This window comes from Streptococcus sp. SI1 (assembly GCF_030439945.1).
Classification (GTDB): domain Bacteria; phylum Bacillota; class Bacilli; order Lactobacillales; family Streptococcaceae; genus Streptococcus; species Streptococcus intermedius.
Window position 1 is genome coordinate 24,581 of sequence record NZ_JAQFJE010000004.1, and the last position, 18,983, is coordinate 43,563.

Below are 18,983 nucleotides of genomic sequence, written 5' to 3' on the forward strand. Positions count from 1 at the left end.
GGCTATTCCTCTAAACCTAGAATGTCTTGGATTTCCATTTTGAGAACATTGGCATAAGCACCATAGATAGATTGCATTTGCATGCCATTTTCAGCAAAACCAAGTGCTTCATATTGGTTGACAATCGTATCCTTATCCACTAATGATTTATCCTTGACATCAATCCGCAAACGAGTGATACAAGCATTGACATCAACAATATTTTCTGAACCACCGTGTGCTGCAATCAAACCGAGAGCCTGTTGGTGCGTTTTTTCTTGCTTGCTAAGTTCTTTCCCTTCAGATTTTTCTGGAGTAGGTGCTGTATCCTGCGGAGCTGCTTGACCGACATTTTGAATCTTCAAGCCGTATTTACCACGCGCTTCTTGCTTACTTGCCAACTTGACTTCATCCGTATCTTCTCGACCTGGAGTCTTAAAGTTGAATTTCAAAATCATAAATTTAAAAACATAATAATAAAGGAAGAAATAAGGGATACCTACTAAGAAGACGAGCCACCAGTGCGTTTTAGGCCCTTGCAACACACCGTAGATTACAAGGTTAATGAAACCATGTCCGGTAGGAGTTGCTACACCAGCACCCAGCATGTGCATAACAAACAAAGCAGAACCTGCCAAAACAGCGTGCACAGCGTAAAGCATTGGTGCCACAAAAAGGAAAGTAAATTCGATTGGCTCTGTAATACCAGTCAAGAATGAAGTTCCAGCTGCTGCAAAGAGAAGCGAACCTGCTACTTTACGTTTTTCTGGAGAAGCAGTCTTGTACATAGCATAAGCAGCCCCAGAAAGACCGAACATGAAGTAAACAAATTTACCACCATTGAAGCGCGTAATAGATGGGTCAATAGACTTGATCGAAGAATCTGCTAAAGAAGCAAGGTAGGCATTGACCGTACCGACGACATGGTTACCACCAATTGTCCATGAGCCACCAAGCTCTGTCGTACGAACCGGCCAGTTGAGGCCATGGTGTAAACCAAACGGCAAGAGAGCCCGCTCAATCAATCCATATAAGAAAGTACCAATCGGACCTGACTTCAAAACGAGGATAGACACTGCGCTAATGCCTGCTTGAATAGTTGGCCAAATAAAGAAAATTGCGATAGCCACAAAGGACATAGCCACCATAGTGACAATTGGTACAAAACGTGGGCCACTGAAGAAGCCAATCATAGTTGGCAATTCTTGCTTCACAGCCCACTTGTGAATGAAGTAGACAGAAACCCCAACGATAATCCCTCCAAACACACTGAGGTCCATGGTTTGAATCCCGAGGACTTTTGTCTGCATGGCATTTGACAGGGCAAGTTTGGCTGCACCGCTTGATAAGTTAGCAGTATTGACCAGCCTTCCACTGATTTTCAACAAGAAATTCAAAACGTTGTGCAAAACAAGAAAACCTAACAAACCAGATAAAGCTGCCGATCCTTTTTCCCGTTTTGCAAGACCAACTGAAACTCCGACTGCAAAAATAACAGGCAAGTTGCTAAAAGCTGTACCACCAAGTGCAATGAAAAATTTCATGACAAACTGAAAAATAGCATTGTTCAAGAATGGGAACATCTTAAGCGTGTTTTCATTGGTAAAAGCTGTACCAATACCTTGAATAATCCCTGCACCGGGCAAGACCGAAACAGGGAGTAAGAATGAGCGTCCAAATTGCTCAAAGGCAGAGATAAATTTATTCTTCTCTTTCATCTTTTATACTCCTTATGTTTTCTGTTCTCATTTTAACAAAAATAAACTTGAAAACGCTTTTTTGAACAGAAGTTTCTATCTTGATTATTTTTTACTATTTCGGTAAAATTTTACTAGAAAACGTTTTATTTTAAACGACAATTAGAAAGAGGCTATATGTTTCTAAAAAATTTAAAACAACACTATGATCGATTATCTGTAAACGAACAAGAGGTCATTGACTACCTCATGCGTCAGAAAGAAATTGAATCTCTTACGCTGAAAACCATTTCCAACGAATTGTTCATCTCCTCATCTACCATTATTCGTGCTTGTAAAAAGTTAGGCTATCAAACTTATAATGAATTACGTTATGATCTGCGTTTATCAAAAGAGCTGAAAAAAAATCAAACCAAGTTAGAGCGCACTTCTTTTGAACAATTAAAAGAACAAATCCATGTTGAATTTGAACATACCCTATCCATCTTATCTGAACAAGATTTTAAAATCTTTGCCCACAAAATTCTCGAAGCCAGACGAATCTTCTGTATCGGAGTAGGATCTAGTTATATGGCTATGACTGATTTTAATCGAAAACTAAAACTTATCAACATTTGGTCTAATGACTACTTCGAGCAATACAGTATTGATAGGATTAAAGATATTGCCACACAAAAAGATGTGATTATTGTCTTCTCGCTCGGCGGCAGCAACAAGGACGTTAACCACAGTATCTTACAGGCAAAAGAACAAGGGGCAACTGTTCTTACAATCACTACTTTAGGAAACCATCTTCTCTCTAAAATCAGTGATCATATGATTTTTGTCTATGATGCTCCCAAAAAGCGCGAAAAACTACGCTCACGTTTGATGTTCAATTTAGTCGGAAATCTGCTTTTTGAAGTCATCTTATCTGAACAACAAAAAATGAGATAGACCAGGAATACTCATTCCTATAGTCTATCTCGCTCTATTTTTTATAAATCTACTACAAGAGAAAAACTGCTACCTTGTCCATATTCACTTTTTACAAAGATATCGCCACCCAATTGATGAGCTAGTTCACGGGCGATATAAAGCCCTAGACCGTGTCCACCAGTTTTCATATTGCGTGAAGACTCCACGCGATACAACCGTTTAAATATATTTTCTAGCTCATTTGGCTGAATTCCCTGTCCCTCATCTGTAACACTAATTTTTAACCGATGATTTTCAACCACTGCATCAATACTCAACTTCGTTCCAGCCTCTGAATACTTAAAAGCATTGCTGACCAGATTAAGAATAATTCGTGATAACTTATCATAATAACTCATGATTTTAGCTGATTCTGGCTGAACAGAAATTTGAATGTCTCGATCTTCTTTATCAATCAATAGCTGAAATTCGGACATAATGTCAATCAACAGCTTATCCAGAAAAATTTCTTCTTTTTCAAGCGGTACATCTGGCCGACTCATCGTATTCAAAGTGATAAAGCTTAACTCCTCCACCAACTTATTCAACCGATCTGTCTGACGGCTAATGGTTTTAAGATAATATTGCTGCTCATCTGCCGTAATAACACCATCTAACATTCCTTCAACCGTTCCTTGAATAGATGTCAGAGGGGTTTTAATATCGTGCGAAAGCTGAGCAATCATCAATCCCTTTTCTCTCTCGCTTTCTTCTAAAGAAGCAAAAGTATTTTGTAAATCCGTTGACATTTCATTAAAGGCATCTGCTAATTCTTTAAATTCAGTTGGATTTTTAATAGTATTTACCGTTTCAAATTTCTTATTCGGTATACCTTTGATGAGCTGTTTTAATTTATCTAAAGATAGAAAAATGCGGCTCAAGAGAAGGAGACTAACTAATGCTCCTGTAATACTTGCTAAAATGCTGATTCCAATAATGAAGTAAATATCACTTCTTGCAATTAGCATGGTATTGACTGACCAAACAATTGCAACAACTGTGATAGTTGTGGAAATGAGATACCCCACAATAATAAAGTGTTTTAATTTCATTTTAAACCTCTATTTTATAGCCCAATCCCCAAACAGTCTTAATAGTGGGCGTTTTTTCAGTACTATACTTCGCTAAATCCTGCCGCAAAGCATGGATATGAACATTGAGCGTATTTGTGTCATCCACAAAGTCTTCTTGCCACACCTTTTCATAAAGCTCTGTTTTAGAAAAAACACGTTGAGGATTATTAGCAAGAATCCATAGCAACTCAAACGATTTGATGGTGATATCTAGCGGACGATCATGAACACTTACTTCGCGCGTTTCGTGATTCATCACCAGATCACCCAGTTGCAGTGTTTCTTCCGTTCCCATACTACGGTGAATGCGACGTAGGATATTATTGACTCGTAACACCAACTCCCGCGGACTAAAAGGTTTGGTGATAAAGTCATCTGCCCCCATACTGAGAGAATAAATCTTATCTGGCTCAGATGTTTTAGCCGTGATAAAAAGGAAAGGCTGCTCTGGAGAAAGGTATTGTACTTCCCCAATCAGATCATAGCCATCCATATTGGGCATCATAATATCTGTAATAATCAAATCAATCGAATATTTCTGAAAAATCTCTAAGGCTTCCTGCCCATCATGCGCTACATTCACTTCATAACCAGCCTGTATTAAATAACGTTTGTTAATCTCGGTAATCTCTACTTCATCATCTACTAATAAAATTCTCTTTGCCATTTTCTTACCTCTATTGTAAAAAATAGTGTTATACCATGAAAAAGTATAACACTATTTCTATACTTGATTCAAGCGTTATCGCTCACAAAGTGCGAGAATTATTTCTTTTCTCTGCGTTTCATGCCGACAAGTGCTAGAATAGCTGCTGTACTTAATCCAAGAAGCCCTAGAACTGTCAAACCAAGAGAAGATTTTTGGCCTGTATTAGGAAGTGATTTTTTTCTCGTTTTAGCTTGTCCACCTTTTGAAGATGTCGCAGAAGGTGTTGCGCCTTTAGCTGAGTGCTTATTACCATTATGATCTGCTGCTTTACCTTGACTTGGTGTTTGATTATTTTGACCTTCTTGTTTTTGATCTGAAGGATCATTTCTCTTTTCACCTTTGAGGTTAATTGTGACAGATTTGGTTGCAATGACATTGCTTAAATCAGCTTTTCCATCTTTTGCACCATAAACTGTGACAGTTGCTTTATACGAATGAGTCCCATTGGCTTTTAACTGTTCTAACAGTTCCTTGTCTTGTTTGACTGCTGCATTGCCATCCAATGAAACTTGATAGAAATATTGACCTTTACCCAAGCCTGCTAGTGGCAACAAACCTGGATGATTTGCCTTACCGTTATCAGACCATGGTGCTCCATTTGAAGATTTGAGTAAAAGACGTGTTAACATCCCATCTCCACCAAAAAGTTCATACGGAATTACTTGGTTAACCCCAGCCGTAAATGGTCCTGGAAAGACTGCATTTTGTAAGAAGGATGCTGGGACATCTGTACTTTCTTTAATGTTTTCTGAGACGGATTTCTTAATTTGGTCTGCTGTTGTTGTACCATTTAAGTTCAATTTTACTTGACGAGTCGCAATCACGTTGTTCAAGTCGGCTTTTCCATCTTTTGCACCGTAAACCTTAACAGTCGCAGTGTAAGTATGAGTTCCATTAGCCTTCAGTTGGTCTAAAAGCGCCTTACCTTGTTTGACTGCTGCATTGCCATCCAATGAAACTTGGTAGAAATATTGACCTTTACCCAAGCCTGCTAGTGGCAACAAACCTGGATGATTTGCCTTACCGTTATCAGACCATGGCGCTCCATTTGAGGATTTGAGTAGAAGGCGCGTTAACATCCCATCTCCACCAAAGAGTTCATATGGAATCACTTCATTCACACCAGCTGTAAATGGGCCAGGATGGTTCGCATTTTGTAAGAAGGACGCTGGGACATCTGTACTTTCTTTAATATTTTCTGAGACGGATTTCTTAATTTGGTCCGCTGTTGTTGTACCATTTAAGTTCAATTTTACTTGACGAGTCGCAATCACGTTGTTCAAGTCGGCCTTGCCATCTTTGGTTGCACCGTAAACCTTAACAGTAGCAGTATAAGTATGAGTTCCGTTGGCCTTCAGTTGGTCTAAAAGCGCCTTACCTTGTTTGCCTGCTGCATTACCATCCAATGAAACTTGGTAGAAATATTTGCCTTTTGGAATGCCTGCAAACGGAAGCAAGCCTGCATGATTCGCGGTGCCATTATCAGACCATGGCGCTCCATTTGAGGATTTGAGTAAAAGACGTGTTAGCATCCCATCTCCACCAAAGAGTTCATACGGAATTACTTCATTCACACCAGCTGTAAATGGGCCTGGATGGTTCGCATTTTGTAAGAAGGATGCTGGGACATCCGTACTTTCTTTAATATTTTCTGAAATAGATTTCTTCGCTTGCTCTAATGAAGGATCTGCTTTAGATTTCAAACTATTAAGGTTAATCGTCACTTGACGAGTCGCAATCACATTGCTCAAGTCAACTTTACCATCTTTTGAACCATAAACTGTTACGGTAGCGGTGTAACTTTGTGTACCGTTCGCTTTCAATTGATCCAACAATTCTTTATTTTGCTTGCCTGCAGCATTTCCTCCAAGCGATACCTGATAAAAATACTTACCCTTCGGAATGTTAGCAAAAGGAGGCAAGCCTGCATGATTTGCTGTGCCATTATCAGACCATGGCGCACCATCTGATGATTTGAGGAGAAGACGTGTTAACATCCCATCTCCACCAAAAAGTTCATACGGAATTACTTGATTCACACCTGCTGTAAATGGTCCTGGATAAGTAGCATTATCAAGGTAAGAGGCAGGAACATTGATATTACTTTTAATATTATCTGCAACTGATTGCTTCACTTGATCCAATGAAGTATCTTCTCGTTCTTTTGGAGCAACTTCTTTTACTACTTTTTCAGTTGCTTTTTGAATTTCCTTAGCAACCTCCGCAATTGTTTTGCCTACTTTGTTTTCTTTTGTAACTTCTTTCTGCTCTTGAACTTGCTTATCTGGTGTTTGACTTATCTTGCCAGCTTGTTCTTGTGACGGCTTCGTTGTATCTGGTGTTTCTTTCTTATCAGTTGTTAATTTTTCAGTTTGTTTTGTATTAGCATCTACTATCGGCTTTTGCAAGTCTGTCGGACTATTTGAAGGGGTTGTTGTCACCACCTTGTTTTGCGAACCAACTTGTGCATTTACAGGATTACTAATGAGAATAAAGAACCCACTTGCTACAACAACCGAAGCCACACCTACGCTCAGGCGGCGAATAGACCATTTTGTATATCTTTCATTATTTGGACGATGATTTTTGTCAACCATATTATTTACTCCTTTGATTTATTTTTAATGGTTGACTAAAGTATAGCAAGCTCCTATTAACTATCTGTAAGGAGAAGTTAAAATTTTTCTTAAATAAACATTATTTCTTGCTTATCTATAGGATATTCGCATATTTTGATATACTAGGGGTATAGAAAAATTTAGTCATGTCCAGTACCTAACTAAATCCTTAACTTGAATTGTATTCATCTAATTTCTTAAGGTTTTTAGGAGTTTTTTTATACTCTGATATTTATAGACGCTGTAAACAAGATAAGCTGTTCCATATACAACAGCTGCAAGATAAATAGGAAGGTACCAACTGGAAGCAATAAAAATCAAGGTAAGCAATAATTCTAGGCGAATATCTTTGACAACATTAATTTCTATGCGCTTTGCTAAAATTAATTCTGCCAAAATACTTCTAATAGCTAATAAAAATATAATAGATAGAACCGTTAAATTTAATTCTCTTAACCAAATCGCAAAAATAATGGTACTTCCAAAACTACAGAGCATAGCAATAACATTGACTTTAAAAATTTGTCGCTCCATACGTAAGGCTTTCAGATAAGTATTAATCAACAAGGCCATTTTCCCTTCATAAACAGACATCGGAAAAATTAGTGCCATAAATACTAAGGATTCTTTAAAGTTTGGTAACCACATATCTAACACTATTTTTAAAGGGTAGTACAGCAACAACACACCAAACATAAGTACCATAAGAACATTACGTAAGCCGTCATAAATTTTGGGTAACTTTTCGTTTTCAGTTCGCTTCAAAATAGGAAATACTACTAAACCGACAGCGTTTATAAATGTCATAAGTAGATTGGAAATACTTAAAGTTAAAGAAACTTTTCCAAAAGTAGCAATATCCCAAATTCTTTGAATTCCCATTCTGACTGTTCCAATAATTAGCATACTAGCTACATTAGACAACATAAGATTGATTCCAACACCAATATTAGTTACCATCTCATTGATATTTAACTGAAATTTATTTAGCGGATGAAGAACGATGTCTCTGCATAAATACATCGCATACAGAAGCGACATAATTCTACCTACCAAATCAGCATATACCATTATTTTAAAATTTCGAAAGCCCAAACAAATCAATAATACAAGTAATAGGAGATATAAGAAGCGATCTCCACTGACCACATATGAACTTTCTTTTAAACGATTCGTCATCTGCAGAATATAAATAAAGAGATAGCGGACATTTGTAACCATCATAGTATAGGTCAATAACATAAAGATAAAGCGACTATCTGTATCTTTGATAAAGAAAAAAATCCCAGCTAAAAGGAATAAACTAACGGATACAAGATATGCAGTTAGCATAAGAAACTGCGAGAAAAACTTTTCTTTATCTAATCTTTGATATTCTAATCCTCCATAACGAAGATAAATGCCATCTACCCAACCAAGATGGATAAAGCCAACATAAGACAGATAGAAAATATAAAGCTGCCAGTAGCCGTATTCCTTCGCCCCCATGATTTTAGGTAAAAGCAATACAACTAAAGAAGACACTAATACCGTCAACAGATTAGAAGCAATAACATAAGAAAAATTAGCTAGAATTGTTTTGAATTTTTGGGGCAATTTCTTCTCCTTTCTTGCTATTCTCTATCTATCTTCATACTTTGAATTAACTTGTCAAACATAGTTTCAAGATTCACCTCAGCCGTCCAACCAAGTTTTTCAAGTTTTTCGGTATTCAGGCGGATTTTCACCGTAGGATTATAACCTAATTTTTCTATATCCTCTGCTATATCAAAGATAAGGTGAGAACAACTGTTTCCGTTTCGTTTAAGAACCAGCTCTGCCATTTCCCGAATAGATATTGCCGTGTCTTTATTAGCCACATTATAAGCTTGACCAACTTGCCCTTCTAACATTATGTAGAAAAGGGCTTTAACTACATCTTTTGTGTAACAGTAATTTCGAACAGTCTCTCCACGTGTTTTTAAAACAATATCTTGTCCTTCAATTACAGAGCGAGCAAATTGAGCAAAAACTCGCTTATCCTTATAGTCAACACCTGGTCCAAATGTCTGGGATAAACGTGCAATTCGAACAGGCACTTGATACTGCTGCAAATAAGCAATACATAGACATTCTGCAATCCGTTTTCCTTCAGAATAACTGCTACGAACACTTATTGGGTCTAAATAACCATAATCATTTTCCGAAATACTGTCTACATTAGGATTTGTTATTCCATAAACTTCTAGTGATGATAAATAAATCATGCTACGAACGCGATTCTTTCGAGCTAATTCTAACAAATTTTCTGTACCCTTAACTGCAACTGCAATCGTATCTACAGGATGTTGAACAAAAAAACTGAATCTGTACTACTAGCTCCATGGATGATATAATCAATGTTGCTCTCTATCTCTACTGGCGCAAGAACATCTCCTTCAATAAGCTGAAGGTGTTCATCCTCCAAAAATGAATGAAAGATTTTTTCTGCCTTGCTCAGGTTTCTAACTAGAGCTACGACTTCAATATTGGCATCAAACAGGTGGTTCAATTCTAATAGAGTAAAAACACACTGACCACCAATAAGACCAGTTGCACCAGTTACCAAAATAGTCACATTTTTTAATTCTTTCAAAATAGGACTGTTTTTTGCTAAAGCCTGAACATCTTCCTGCAAAATTTTATTATACTTCATTTTCTTTATCCAAAAATCTGTGCATTTTCTCTAGCTTCATAAATTGCTCTAAAAATATAAAAATCAGATGGTGTTGTAATCTTTATATTTTCACTATTCCCCATAACTGTATGTAAAGAGAGACCATAGCGTCGTGCTAAGGTAGCTGAATCAGTCATATCAATTATTCCCTCTTCCTGCGCTTTTAAATGTAAATTATAAATCTCTGACAAAAGGAAAGTTTGGGGGGCGACAGCCGTTTGACAAGTAGAACGATCAATCACATTATCAATCATACCATCCTTATCCACTTGAATTACCGTTTCAATTACAGGCTTGACAGTTATTGCCGTTCCAAATTTTTGAACACTCTGAAGATTTTTTGAAATCAAATCACTATTTATAAGCGGTCTAACTCCATCATGAATCAATACGAAACCATCACTTACATGACGTTGTTCCATCAGAGCCTTTAATCCATTAAAAATCGACATCTGGCCTGTTGCACCTCCAGAAACAACCTTTACTACTTTTTTAATTTTAAACTTAATTAATAATTCTTTTAAATAATCAATCCAATCTTCAAGACAAACAACTACAATATCATCTATATCCGAATGTCTTTCAAAATGTTCTAGTGTATGAATAATGATTGGTTTTCCATGAAGTTCTAAAAACTGTTTAGGTTTAGTTTTTGTATTCATACGACTACCTGTCCCTCCTGCAAAAATAAGAGCCGAATTTGTCATTTTTTAATCTCCTTCTTAAAATACTATAAGTAAATAATAATTATAACCTTATCACTATTAAAATTGTTTATATTGTTAAATTTTGAATCGTATTTTGCGTTGCACAAGAATAATATAAAAAATAGCTATCCAACTGATTTCATAAATTGTCCCCAAATGAAGCCTACGAAAAAACTGTTCTTCAATTGCAAAATAAACCAATGGGTAGATGCTATACGAATAAAAAATCCAGAAAAAACTGTATGCTTTCCGCCGAACAATTTCATATAGCCATTCAAACAACAGACCTAAACAAAATGGGTATATTAACATTCCGCAATAACCAAAATCTTCTACAAACGGCCTTAAAGCTGAATATATATTAGAAATATAAACAAACCCTGTACTAGATTGAAAAGCAATAAATTCTGAAAATATTGATGTCGTTCCTCCAGGGGTATTCATTATTCCAATTGTTCCTAAAGTATCACTTAGAGTTCTCAATGTGCTAGCACCATATTTTAAATTGGTTGGTATAAATTTATTAATAAATAAGTTGAAATTATATAATCCAGAACCACCATAAATTCCTAGTACACGTTGAAAATCTGAAGTATAATTTTTAAGTTTTCCAAAATAATAAAATAATACAATTACTATTGCTATTAAAAATATAGATTTCCTGACTATTTTCCAATTAAGACTTTTTATACTAGCTTGATTTGATTTTGTATAGAAAAGAATCCATAGTACAAAAGCATATATTATAAAACGTAAAAAAATATTCCTATCAGTTGATACTATGCATATAAATAAAAATGTAAGAATGTTTATATAATTTAATGTTTGTCTGTTTCTATCTTTTACAATATATCTTGCGGATAAAATTTGAAAAAAACTAATATAAGCAATCCCTGTTATAATTTCCATCATTTGATTCGCAAAAAAACTATTCGAACCATTATGTTGAACATTTTTATAATATATCTGAGATAAGACATTCCCTAGATTAAAAGATATTTGAATATCTTTTAAACTTAAAATAATATATATAACTGCACATATAATAGTGATAAAAAATATAAACAAACTGGGATGTGTATTTAAGTCCAATTCTTTTAGCACACCTTCGTAATTTTTATCTTTTTTCCTACAAAAAATACGAACTAAAAAACCAGCAAATAAAAAGGAGAATATAGCCGACAATACATAAAAAACAAACTTTGTGGATAACATTACATCCCATTGTCTATAGTTAATATATATCAATATAGAAGAAAATAGGAAAGAAAGCACTAAAATCATGCTTGGTTTCACAAAACTTCTCCAAAGGAATACATCCATAGTCGCTAAAGTAAATAGTATTATAAGTAAAAAATAAATCATGGCTCCTCACTTGACAAAATGTATTAAAACATAATCATATCAGTAAAATTATATTACTATTAGAATAAAGTTTTATATAAGATTAAATAAAATTTTAACAAAAACACTCCACTTAGGCTCTGTTGTCAAGCGAAAAATTTTTTTATTTTGTAAAAGTAATATTTTTTTTCTAAAACTATTCTGATAAGTCGATAACAATTCTAACTCTGCTGCTATATCATCATTAATAAATTGACGATAATTATTTAAAATCTCTGTAGCTAAGCGACTTCTTCCTTTTCTCTTACTAGAATCACCAAGTTTTTGAACCCAGTTTAAAATTAGATTTCTCTTTTTCACACCAACAACATTATTTTCATGTTGCCTATATAATATATATGAATTAGAATCATAGACTATACTCCCTGCTATACTTGCTACCATTGAAACCCAAACATCATGTATACGTACTTCTAGCAGTTCCTTCGAAGGCCTCCGATCTTTCGAAACTAACAGTTTTTGTAACTGATTGTTCCATACCATTGTACATCCAGTAATTTGATTGCTTGTTAATATTTGCAAATAACTGGTATCAATCGTTTTTTTATGTCTTAATCCTAAATTATTTAGCTCTTTATCTACTAAAGTTTGATTAGAACAATATAGTGTAGGGAGAGGGAATTTCTCTAACTCTAAAACCGCCTTCTCTATTTTATTAACTAGCCAAATATCATCTTGGTCACAAAATGCATAATAATCAAAATCCAAACCAGCCTTATAAAGTGTTTCCATAAAACTACTTCCAACTCCAAGATTTTCGTTGTTCTCCAAAAGAACTATTTTATTATTATATGATTTTATGATCTCTAAGGTACTATCACACGAACCATCATCTCGAATAAATAGCACAATATTTTGACTAGTTTGATTAAAAATGCTGTCTAATTGTGCCTTTAAATACTTTTCTCCATTATAGGTACTCATAAGTACTGCGATATTATTTTTCATCTTTATTTATTTTCCAATAAAATTGTGTAGAGTGGTGTGTTATTCTTTTATCAACAGGAGGGAGCTTCATATAATCGCCATAGTGCTGTCTCAAATATTCATGATAATCTGAAATTACATCAAATTCTCTATTTTCAAAACTAAGTGTTGTATAATTTACAAAAGTTTCCGTCCTCATTATTTCTCTTTCTCTATAACTACCACTTACACAACCAGAGTATCTTGAATTTTCAAATTTTATACTTTTTATTGATTCGTCAATAGATACACACAATTTCTGCTTGTTTACAAACCTACTTATTAAGTACATCCCAAGTCGGATTGGTTCAAAGTAAATAGGACGAGTTTTACTTTTGAAAAATTTTCTCCACTTAGATGCAACCAATAGCTCGCGGCGAAATTTTGTTCTATTGAAATTTTTTAAAGCTGTTTTAAAGCTGTCCCCAAGTCCATCTATTGGGAAAATATCAATACAAACACCTATATTATCTTCTAGTTCTTTTCTACCATCCGAACTTTTGGTATGTCTATCGGCTATTTTAATAAATAAATTTGTATAATTCGAATTGTTTTGATATGAAAGAACATCAAATGGAGGAAGGTTTTCTGTACAGTATTTCAAAAATTTCTCATAGTCTGGGCGTGGCATCATTACATCAATATCATCATCCCAAGGGATAAATCCATTATGTCTCACAGCACCAAGTAAAGTTCCACCACCAAGGGAATATCTTAATGATTGCGCCTTGCAAATGTTATCAAACTCTATTAACAAGCTTAATGCGATTTTTTGAACCTCTTTCAATATAAGCTCTTGCAATTAAATATCTCCTACTTTTTCTCTAATCAATTTTTTATATACCCAAGCACGTACCTTATTGGGCAATACTATTTGGACTATAAATCTCTGTAATACATTAACTATATAAACTTTTTTAGATATTAAGCCCTTTAACAACATAAATTTTTGAAGATTTTTTTCGCTCTTAAAGTAATTTCTCCCACCTCTTCTACTATACATTTCATCTCCTACTCGAACGAATACAAGTATCGAGTCTAAATTGTAGAAGTGTGCTTTAAGCAGATGCATTCTAATCCACAAATAATAATCTTCATTAAAATGCCATTCTTTATAATTCCCTGCAGCCATTACAACACTTTTTTTAAACATAACTGCCATATGATTAAATGGGCATCTTTTTTTTAAGTATATTGTAATTTCTTCATGTGTAAGTGGAACTTTTCGAACACTAATAATATTTGTCGTTTCATTGATAAACTCTGCAATATGCCCACCTACGATATCAACTTCAGGAAATTTTTCAAATATTTCAATTTGCTTCTGACAACGATCTAGCGTAGAAATATCATCCGTATCCATTCTTGCGATTAGGTCATTTTTACAATGTCTTATTCCAAAATTTAACGCTACTCCTAAACCTTGATTTTGTTCATATCCAACAACATGCATGATCTTTGGATAACACATAACGTATTCTTCTAAGATTACTTCTAATTCAGAAGGCAGTGTACCATCTTTCACAATAACAATTTCATCTGGTTGTAAGGTTTGGTTAAGCATACTATCTATAGCTAAACGAAAATATTCTGGTTTTTCATCTTTATAGAGAGACATCAAAACACTATATTTTTTCATTTGAGTAGTCCTTTTGCTTCATCTTGTTTTTGATTATAATATTCTTCAGATATAACTCCTGTACGCAACAAATACTCTCCAAAATCTTCCGCAGTAGCCATATCTCCGTCAGTAATCCCTTCTCTTTTTATAAAGGCTGTATGAATTGTTTGCAGAATAATTTTTAAGTCTCCCAAAAAAGTAATTTGCCTAATATATTTTGCATCCCACTCAAGCTTATCTTGCCACAAAATATTATTTCGCCCATTGATTTGAGCTAAACCCGTTAAGCCTTGTCTAACAGAATGGCGTTCTCGTTGTTGTTCTGTCATAAATACCATATCTCGAACCAATAAAGGGCGCGGTCCTACAAAAGACATATCGCCTTTTAGAATATTAAAAAGTTCTGGTAACTCATCTAAACTAGTACTCCTTAGCCATTTCCCAAAAGAAGTTAGGCGGATTTCATCAGGTAATAACTCTCCTGTCTCATCACGATCATCTGTCATGGTACGAAACTTATACATATTAAAAATTTTTTCATTTTTGCCAGGACGAGCTTGTTTAAATAAGACTGGAGATCCTAATTTAATCCTTACTAACAAACCGATGATTAAAAATAACCATGAAAAAAGAATAATAGCAACTAATGAACATACAAAATCAAATAAACGTTTAAAATATTTTTCATAATAATTGTTTGAAGGCGACATGAACATTACTCTCCTAATTCAATCAATTAAAACACTTTTTTATTATCTCGATGATGACATCTTGTTGTTCTACAGTCATCTTGTTATCGGACGGAAGACATAACCCACGACAAAATAGATCCATACCAGTATCTAAAGGCAAGCCATCCTCTCCTTTATCTCCCCCAACTATATAGGCATTTGTCCTTGCTCGACCATTCCCTTCACGAGTAATAAAATCATGGTTCCGATAAATAGGCTGCATATGCATTGGCTTCCAAATTGGACGACCTTCAATATTATAGCGTCCCAACGTTTCTAAAATTTCTGTTGGACAACTCTTCCCTTCCTCAGAGATATAAAGGCTCTCTTTCTCGCCTCTTACTTGCTTACACATTGCCTGTTCATCAATTAATAAACAACTTAGCCAAAAGTTAGGTTCACTCTTTTTTTCATCATATGGATTCATGCTGATAGGTAGGTCTTTTAATCCTTCTTTATAACGTTGATAGATTGCTTTCTTTTGTGCAATGTGTTCTTCTAAATAAGGAGATTGTCCACGAATTACTCCAGCTATGACATTGCTCATACGATAATTATACCCAATTTCTTCATGCTGATACCATGGAGCATTTTCACGTGCTTGAGTCGACCATTTACGCACTTTATTTGCAGCTTCTAAATCATCTGTTAAAAACATTCCCCCAGATGATCCCGTAATAATCTTATTCCCATTAAACGAAATAGCATTATATGCACCAAAGGAACCTGTTTGAATACCCTTATACGAAGCACCTAGAGATTCCGCAGCATCTTCAATAACTATCGCTTGATATTTTTCACAGATGCTCCTTATTTCATCAATCTTAGCGGGAACTCCATAAAGATGGACAAGTACAACTACTTTTACTTCTGGATAAACTTCAAAAGCTCTCTCTAGAGCTGCTGGATCCATATTCCATGTATCGTATTCACTATCAATAAAAACAGGAATAGCCCCTTCATATACTATGGGGTTTATTGTAGCCCCAAAAGTAACAGTCGAGCAAAAGACCTTATCGCCATGTTTTATCCCTGCTGCCTTTATTGCCATGTGCAGAGCAGAAGTTCCTGAAGCAAGAGCAACCGCGTATTTGCAACCAACTTTTTTGCATATTGAAGATTCTACTTCATTGATATTTTGACCAACAGTTGACATCCAATTTGTATTGTATGCTTCGGTCATATATTTTAATTCATCCCCATGCATTGTTGGAGATGAAAGCCATATTTTTTCTTCAAATGGTTTGAAATCTATAATCATCATTTCCCTTACATATTCGTGCTATTAAATCTTTTTACTGCTGTGCAAAGTGCACCAATTTTTCTTTCAGCTCTTGTCCATCAAGATTGGAAATCGAGCAGATAAAAGCATCCACTTCTTCTTTTGACAAAGCATGAACATTTCCAACAAATATTTTTTCATAGATTTGCTCTGCTTTGCGTTCTTCTGAAGACAGTAATACTTCATACAATTTTTCACCAGGGCGAATACCACTTTCAACAATCTTAATTTCATTTTCAGTGTGACCACTTAGAGTTATCATTTTTTTAGCTAAGTTCAAAATCTTAACAGGTTCTCCCATATCTAATACAAAAATCTCTCCCCCATGCATAAGAGCTCCTGCTTGAATAACCAAACGACTAGCTTCTGGTATTGTCATAAAGTAACGTGTCATACGAAAATCAGTTACTGTGATAGGGCCGCCTTTGGCAATTTGTTCTTTAAATAGTGGAACAACACTACCACGGCTACCCAAAACATTTCCGAATCGAACAGCAGCAAAAAGTGTTTTCCCTTCTTCATTCAGACTTGTTACAATCATTTCAGCAACTCGCTTAGTGGCTCCCATAACATTTGGAGGATTGACGGCTTTATCTGTCGAAATCATAACAAACTTAGCAACTCCAGCTGCTTTAGCGGCTTCCGCTACATTTTTTGTACCATATATGTTGTTCTTGACTGCTTCAGTTGGATTATACTCCATCAAAGGAACGTGTTTATGAGCGGCAGCATGATAAACACGATCTGGATGATAAGTCTCCATCAGTTTAAAAATTCGCTCTCTATCTTGAATATCTGCAATGATTGGAACAATCTCAATGGTATCCTTATATTGTGCGAGCAGCTCTTTATGTATCACATAAATAGAATTTTCGCCATGCCCTAAAAGTAATAGCCTTTTAGGAAAGAAGCGAGCAATTTGCCGACATAATTCTGAACCGATAGAACCTCCAGCTCCTGTCACTAATACGGTCTTGCCTTTGAGATTTGAATTTAAACTTGTTTGATCCAGTTTTACTTCTTTGCGCCCTAATAAATCAGCAATATCAATCTCTCGTAGTTTACTGACACTCAGTTTCCCTGTAACAACTTCTTCATATTTAGGAATAGTGCTAACTTTAGCAGCTGTTTTTTTGCAAAGTTCTAAAAGATGTTCATATTCCTCTGGTTTCAAAGAGGGGATCGCAATAACAATTTGGTTAATTTCATAGTTTGCTACAATTTCTGGGATTTGTTCATCAGATCCAACAACTTTAACACCATGTAAAAAAGAACCTTGTTTTTTTACATCTTTATCGACAATCGCAACGATTTTCAAATCTGGCGAGTCTTTTAGCGCAGTAGTAATAAAAAGATTTCCTCCGTCTCCCGCGCCGACCACTAATGTCCTATGAACATTTAAATTTGTAACTTCTTCGTAATTCACTCCATTCTTTAAGCTATGCCACATTCTCCAAGCTAATCTGATTGATATCGTAAATAGAATAGAAAACATGCAACTAAGCAAAAGAAAACGATAACTAATGGTTATGGATAAAAACAATTCCACTAGAGCTGTAATGAGATAAGTTCCCAGTAGAATAAGAGAAATTTTACTTAACGTCTTATAATCTGTGTAACGATTAATAATTGAAAATACACGTGTGATTAAACCTAAAAGAAGGTAAATTACGACAATGGAAGAGAGTGTTTTAAACAGCATATCATTTGATGTCTCTATATACTCAGACAAGAAAAAATAAGCTATATAACCACTTATATATAGTAAAGCGGCATCCACTATCATCAAGATAACTCGTTTTTGTGCTCTCGTTAATTCCATAATCTTTCCTTACTTATCCAAATCCTATTTCTTTCCGTAGTTTCCATAATCTCCATAATTACCATATGAACCATATTTGTCCAATTGAACATCATATTTGTTTAAGACAACTCCCAAAAACGGAGTTGCAGTCTGCTCTAGCTGCTCTTTTGCTTTTTGTAATGCTTTACGTTTCACGTTACCGGCTTCTACAACTAAAAGGCTTGCATCACATTTTTGAGCAATAATGGCTGCATCAATCACAAGCCCAATAGGAGGAGTATCGATAATAATATAGTCATAATGATTTCGTAAAATCTCAATCATCATTTCAAAATTCTTGCTTTGAAGAAGTGCAGTAGGATTTGGAGAATTTTGCCCTGCTTCAATCACGAATAATTTTTCAATATTTGTTTCACACAACCCGTTTGATAAATCGGCTGCACCAGCTAGATAATCTGTCAAGCCTGTAATCTTATTACGGGCTTTAAAGGCCCCCGACATTGTGGAATTACGGATATCCGCATCAATCAACAAGGTATTATAACCTGAACGAGCAAAAGCGATAGCTAGATTTGTGGAAGTTGTTGATTTCCCCTCACCAGGCTGAACTGAAGTGATTGCAATAACCTTAATATTATCACCACTAAGTTGGACATTGGTTCGCAGAGCATTATAATACTCCTCTGATTTTCTTAATTCTCTGATTTTACTTTTCACTAATTCTAAACTTGGCATTCCTT

Annotated in this window: 15 protein-coding genes and 1 pseudogene; 1 reads left to right on the forward strand and 15 read right to left on the reverse strand. The window is 35.1% G+C overall.

The window, feature by feature from the left end:
* Positions 1-2 precede the first annotated feature (2 nt).
* Positions 3-1,697: a PTS transporter subunit EIIC gene (locus tag PCY10_RS06070; protein WP_021003294.1), complete on the reverse strand. Its 1,695-nt coding sequence runs from the start codon at positions 1,695-1,697 to the stop codon at positions 3-5.
* A gap of 156 nt (positions 1,698-1,853) precedes the next feature.
* Between PCY10_RS06070 and PCY10_RS06075 the strand changes: the two genes are divergently transcribed.
* Positions 1,854-2,612, forward strand: a complete 759-nt coding sequence (locus PCY10_RS06075; RefSeq protein ID WP_021003295.1) for a MurR/RpiR family transcriptional regulator — start codon at positions 1,854-1,856, stop codon at positions 2,610-2,612.
* Positions 2,613-2,653: 41 nt separating this feature from the next.
* On the opposite strand, the gene PCY10_RS06080 is transcribed toward PCY10_RS06075, so the two are convergent.
* The 14 genes and pseudogenes from PCY10_RS06080 to PCY10_RS06145 all read right to left on the reverse strand — a co-directional run bounded on the left by PCY10_RS06080 (position 2,654) and on the right by PCY10_RS06145 (position 18,978).
* Positions 2,654-3,685, reverse strand: a complete 1,032-nt coding sequence (locus PCY10_RS06080; RefSeq protein WP_003075227.1) for a cell wall metabolism sensor histidine kinase WalK — start codon at positions 3,683-3,685, stop codon at positions 2,654-2,656.
* A gap of 1 nt (position 3,686) precedes the next feature.
* Complete coding sequence (locus PCY10_RS06085; protein WP_003029545.1) at positions 3,687-4,373, reverse strand: response regulator transcription factor; 687 nt, start codon at positions 4,371-4,373, stop codon at positions 3,687-3,689.
* A 98-nt stretch (positions 4,374-4,471) separates the two neighbouring features.
* Positions 4,472-7,012, reverse strand: a complete 2,541-nt coding sequence (locus PCY10_RS06090; protein ID WP_021003296.1) for a YSIRK signal domain/LPXTG anchor domain surface protein — start codon at positions 7,010-7,012, stop codon at positions 4,472-4,474.
* A 210-nt stretch (positions 7,013-7,222) separates the two neighbouring features.
* Positions 7,223-8,629: a polysaccharide transporter gene (locus PCY10_RS06095; RefSeq protein ID WP_021003297.1), complete on the reverse strand. Its 1,407-nt coding sequence runs from the start codon at positions 8,627-8,629 to the stop codon at positions 7,223-7,225.
* Positions 8,630-8,646: 17 nt separating this feature from the next.
* Positions 8,647-9,707, reverse strand: a pseudogene (locus tag PCY10_RS06100) (NAD-dependent epimerase/dehydratase family protein).
* Positions 9,708-9,712: 5 nt separating this feature from the next.
* Positions 9,713-10,435 (reverse strand): 2-C-methyl-D-erythritol 4-phosphate cytidylyltransferase, encoded by a 723-nt coding sequence (gene ispD, locus PCY10_RS06105; RefSeq protein WP_021003299.1) that lies wholly within the window; start codon positions 10,433-10,435, stop codon positions 9,713-9,715.
* A gap of 75 nt (positions 10,436-10,510) precedes the next feature.
* Entirely contained in the window at positions 10,511-11,800 is a 1,290-nt protein-coding gene (locus tag PCY10_RS06110; protein ID WP_041787607.1) for an O-antigen polymerase, read from the reverse strand.
* 72 nt (positions 11,801-11,872) lie between these two features.
* Positions 11,873-12,787, reverse strand: a complete 915-nt coding sequence (locus tag PCY10_RS06115; RefSeq protein ID WP_021003301.1) for a glycosyltransferase family 2 protein — start codon at positions 12,785-12,787, stop codon at positions 11,873-11,875.
* On the reverse strand, positions 12,777-13,607 hold the full coding sequence (locus PCY10_RS06120; protein WP_021003302.1) for a phosphorylcholine transferase LicD: 831 nt from the start codon (positions 13,605-13,607) through the stop codon (positions 12,777-12,779). The genes PCY10_RS06115 and PCY10_RS06120 overlap by 11 nt, the downstream gene beginning before the upstream one ends.
* Positions 13,608-14,444 (reverse strand): glycosyltransferase, encoded by an 837-nt coding sequence (locus PCY10_RS06125; protein ID WP_021003303.1) that lies wholly within the window; start codon positions 14,442-14,444, stop codon positions 13,608-13,610.
* Entirely contained in the window at positions 14,441-15,136 is a 696-nt protein-coding gene (locus tag PCY10_RS06130) for a sugar transferase (RefSeq protein WP_041787609.1), read from the reverse strand. The genes PCY10_RS06125 and PCY10_RS06130 overlap by 4 nt, the downstream gene beginning before the upstream one ends.
* Before the next feature lie 22 nt (positions 15,137-15,158).
* Positions 15,159-16,418 (reverse strand): DegT/DnrJ/EryC1/StrS aminotransferase family protein, encoded by a 1,260-nt coding sequence (locus PCY10_RS06135; protein WP_301558947.1) that lies wholly within the window; start codon positions 16,416-16,418, stop codon positions 15,159-15,161.
* A gap of 34 nt (positions 16,419-16,452) precedes the next feature.
* Positions 16,453-18,261, reverse strand: a complete 1,809-nt coding sequence (locus tag PCY10_RS06140; protein WP_021003305.1) for a nucleoside-diphosphate sugar epimerase/dehydratase — start codon at positions 18,259-18,261, stop codon at positions 16,453-16,455.
* 24 nt (positions 18,262-18,285) lie between these two features.
* A complete protein-coding gene (locus tag PCY10_RS06145) occupies positions 18,286-18,978 on the reverse strand; it encodes a tyrosine-protein kinase (RefSeq protein WP_021003306.1) in 693 nt (230 codons plus the stop codon).
* Between the last annotated feature and the right edge of the window lie 5 nt (positions 18,979-18,983).

Coding starts and splice junctions, on each gene's coding strand:
- PCY10_RS06135 (WP_301558947.1), bottom strand. CDS start 16,418: ATGATTATAGATTTCAAACCATTTGAAGAAAAAATATGGCTTTCATCT.
- PCY10_RS06130 (WP_041787609.1), bottom strand. CDS start 15,136: ATGTCGCCTTCAAACAATTATTATGAAAAATATTTTAAACGTTTATTT.
- PCY10_RS06070 (WP_021003294.1), bottom strand. CDS start 1,697: ATGAAAGAGAAGAATAAATTTATCTCTGCCTTTGAGCAATTTGGACGC.
- PCY10_RS06140 (WP_021003305.1), bottom strand. CDS start 18,261: ATGGAATTAACGAGAGCACAAAAACGAGTTATCTTGATGATAGTGGAT.
- ispD (WP_021003299.1), bottom strand. CDS start 10,435: ATGACAAATTCGGCTCTTATTTTTGCAGGAGGGACAGGTAGTCGTATG.
- PCY10_RS06125 (WP_021003303.1), bottom strand. CDS start 14,444: ATGAAAAAATATAGTGTTTTGATGTCTCTCTATAAAGATGAAAAACCA.
- PCY10_RS06085 (WP_003029545.1), bottom strand. CDS start 4,373: ATGGCAAAGAGAATTTTATTAGTAGATGATGAAGTAGAGATTACCGAG.
- PCY10_RS06090 (WP_021003296.1), bottom strand. CDS start 7,012: ATGGTTGACAAAAATCATCGTCCAAATAATGAAAGATATACAAAATGG.
- PCY10_RS06080 (WP_003075227.1), bottom strand. CDS start 3,685: ATGAAATTAAAACACTTTATTATTGTGGGGTATCTCATTTCCACAACT.
- PCY10_RS06110 (WP_041787607.1), bottom strand. CDS start 11,800: ATGATTTATTTTTTACTTATAATACTATTTACTTTAGCGACTATGGAT.
- PCY10_RS06115 (WP_021003301.1), bottom strand. CDS start 12,787: ATGAAAAATAATATCGCAGTACTTATGAGTACCTATAATGGAGAAAAG.
- PCY10_RS06075 (WP_021003295.1), top strand. CDS start 1,854: ATGTTTCTAAAAAATTTAAAACAACACTATGATCGATTATCTGTAAAC.
- PCY10_RS06145 (WP_021003306.1), bottom strand. CDS start 18,978: ATGCCAAGTTTAGAATTAGTGAAAAGTAAAATCAGAGAATTAAGAAAA.